Source organism: Pontibacter cellulosilyticus (genome assembly GCF_014306105.1).
Lineage (GTDB): Bacteria > Bacteroidota > Bacteroidia > Cytophagales > Hymenobacteraceae > Pontibacter > Pontibacter cellulosilyticus.
Genome location: NZ_JACRVF010000010.1, coordinates 1 through 2,500, shown reverse-complemented (window position 1 = coordinate 2,500; position 2,500 = coordinate 1). Strand labels below are relative to the sequence as shown.

Genomic DNA, 2,500 nt, shown 5'->3' with positions numbered 1-2,500 from the left:
GCACAGTCAGGGGGGGTAGACGCGAAACTTTGTGATCTACCCATGGGCAGGATGAAGTTTGGGTAAAACCAAATGGAGGTCCGAACCAGTTTACGTTGAAAAGTATTTGGATGACCTGTGGGTAGGGGTGAAAGGCCAATCAAACTGAGAAATAGCTCGTACTCCCCGAAATGCCTTTAGGGGCAGCGTCGCGGTCGAGTCATGTGGAGGTAGAGCTACCGATAGGACTAGGGGGAGTCACATCCTACCGAATCCTGACGAACTCCGAATGCCATTTGACATACGCGGCAGTGAGGCGCAGGGTGCTAAGGTCCTGCGCCGAGAGGGAAAGAACCCAGACCGCCAGCTAAGGTCCCAAAGTCCAAGCTAAGTTGAACAAAGGGGGTCCAGTTGCACAGACAGCCAGGATGTTGGCTTGGAAGCAGCCATTCATTTAAAGAGTGCGTAACAGCTCACTGGTCGAGCGACAGGGCATCGATAATAATCGGGCATCAAGCATGGCACCGAAGCTGCGGATTGTAGTTTACTACACTGGTAGGGGAGCATTCCAAGGGCGGAGAAGGCGTCCCGGCAAGGGGCGTTGGAGCGCTTGGAAAAGCAAATGTAGGCATAAGTAACGATAATGCGGGCGAGAAACCCGCACACCGAAAGACCAAGGTTTCCTGATCAACGCTAATCGGATCAGGGTTAGTCGGGTCCTAAGGCCGAGGCGAAAGCGCAGGTCGATGGACAACTGGTTAATATTCCAGTACCGGCACGTCATAGCGATGCGGTGACGGAGAAGTGAAAGGACGGCGCGCTGACGGAATAGCGCGTTTAAGGCCGTAGGTATATCTCTGGTTGTGAAGTACGCCAGGGATGCTGAAAGCCGAAAGTACCCCAAGCCCTCGGGCGCGGGGATCGTCCCTAATCAGGCTCCCTAGAAAACCCGCTAAGCGTTTAAATGGCTTGCCGCCCGTACCGCAAACCGACACAGGTGGTCGAGGAGAGAATCCTAAGGTGCTCGAGTGAATCACGGCCAAGGAACTCGGCAAAATGGCCCTGTAACTTCGGGAGAAGGGGCGCTTCCTCCTAGCAATAGGAGAAGCCGCAGTGAAAAGGCCCAGGCGACTGTTTAACAAAAACACATGGCTTTGCGAAATCGAGAGATGAAGTATAAGGCCTGACACCTGCCCGGTGCCGGAAGGTTAAGAGGGGATGTTAGCCGCAAGGCGAAGCATTGAATCGAAGCCCCGGTAAACGGCGGCCGTAACTATAACGGTCCTAAGGTAGCGAAATTCCTTGTCGGGTAAGTTCCGACCTGCACGAATGGTGTAACGATCTGGGCGCTGTCTCAGCCGTGAGCTCGGTGAAATTGTAGTCTCGGTGAAGATGCCGAGTACCCGCAACGGGACGGAAAGACCCCATGAACCTTTACTATAGCTTAGCATTGACTCTGGGTAACTCATGTGTAGGATAGGTGGGAGGAAGCGAAGCGGCGTCGCCAGGCGTCGTGGATCCGTCCTTGAAATACCACCCTTGAGTTGCTTGGAGCCTAACCTTCTTCGAGGGGGGACAGTGCTTGGTGGGTAGTTTGACTGGGGTGGTCGCCTCCAAAACAATAACGGAGGCTTTCAAAGGTGCCCTCAGCACGCTTGGTAACCGTGCGCAGAGCGCAATAGCATAAGGGCGCTTGACTGTGAGGCCCACAAGCCGAGCAGGGTCGAAAGACGGATATAGTGATCCGGTGGTTCCGCATGGAAGGGCCATCGCTCAAAGGATAAAAGGTACTCTGGGGATAACAGGCTGATCTCCCCCAAGAGCTCATATCGACGGGGAGGTTTGGCACCTCGATGTCGGCTCGTCACGTCCTGGGGCTGGAGAAGGTCCCAAGGGTTCGGCTGTTCGCCGATTAAAGTGGCACGCGAGCTGGGTTCAGAACGTCGTGAGACAGTTCGGTCCCTATCTGTTGCGGGCGTTGGAGATTTGAGGGGTCCTGACCTTAGTACGAGAGGACCGGGTTGGACGAGCCTCTGGTGGACCTGTTGTGGCGCCAGCCGCAGCGCAGGGTAGCTACGCTCGGACGGGATAAGCGCTGAAAGCATCTAAGTGCGAAACCCGCCCCAAGATGAGATCTCCCTTAAGGGCCGTGGGAGACGACCACGTCGATAGGTGGCAGGTGTAAAGTCAGAGATGACAAAGCCGAGCCATACTAATTGCCCGAGCGCGTTCCAAAGCGCAAGCATTGCCTAAAGGCAAGCGCAGGCTTCAAAGGCCGCAAGGCCCGCCTCCTCGCTTCTCTCTCCCCAATCATGCTCAAATCAGAACTTAAAAGCATCACGCACGGCTACACGAATCGTGCAAAGACAATGGTGGCTATGGCTCCGGTGAGCACCTCTTCCCATCCCGAACAGAGAAGTTAAGCCCGGACGCGCCGATGGTACTGGGGTCACACCCGGGAGAGTAGGTGGCCGCCAACCCCAACAGGAGGGGCAGCAGGAGAAATCCCGCTGCCCCTTTT

Annotated in this window: 2 rRNA genes (1 of these 2 cut by a window edge); both read left to right on the top strand. The window is 55.6% G+C overall.

From position 1 onward, the window contains the following. Nucleotides 1-2,215 (top strand): 23S ribosomal RNA (locus H8S84_RS19925) (it extends 677 nt beyond the left edge of the window). Between the two features lie 132 nt (nucleotides 2,216-2,347). After that, nucleotides 2,348-2,459: ribosomal RNA gene (rrf, locus tag H8S84_RS19920) — 5S ribosomal RNA — on the top strand. Nucleotides 2,460-2,500: the final 41 nt, after the last annotated feature.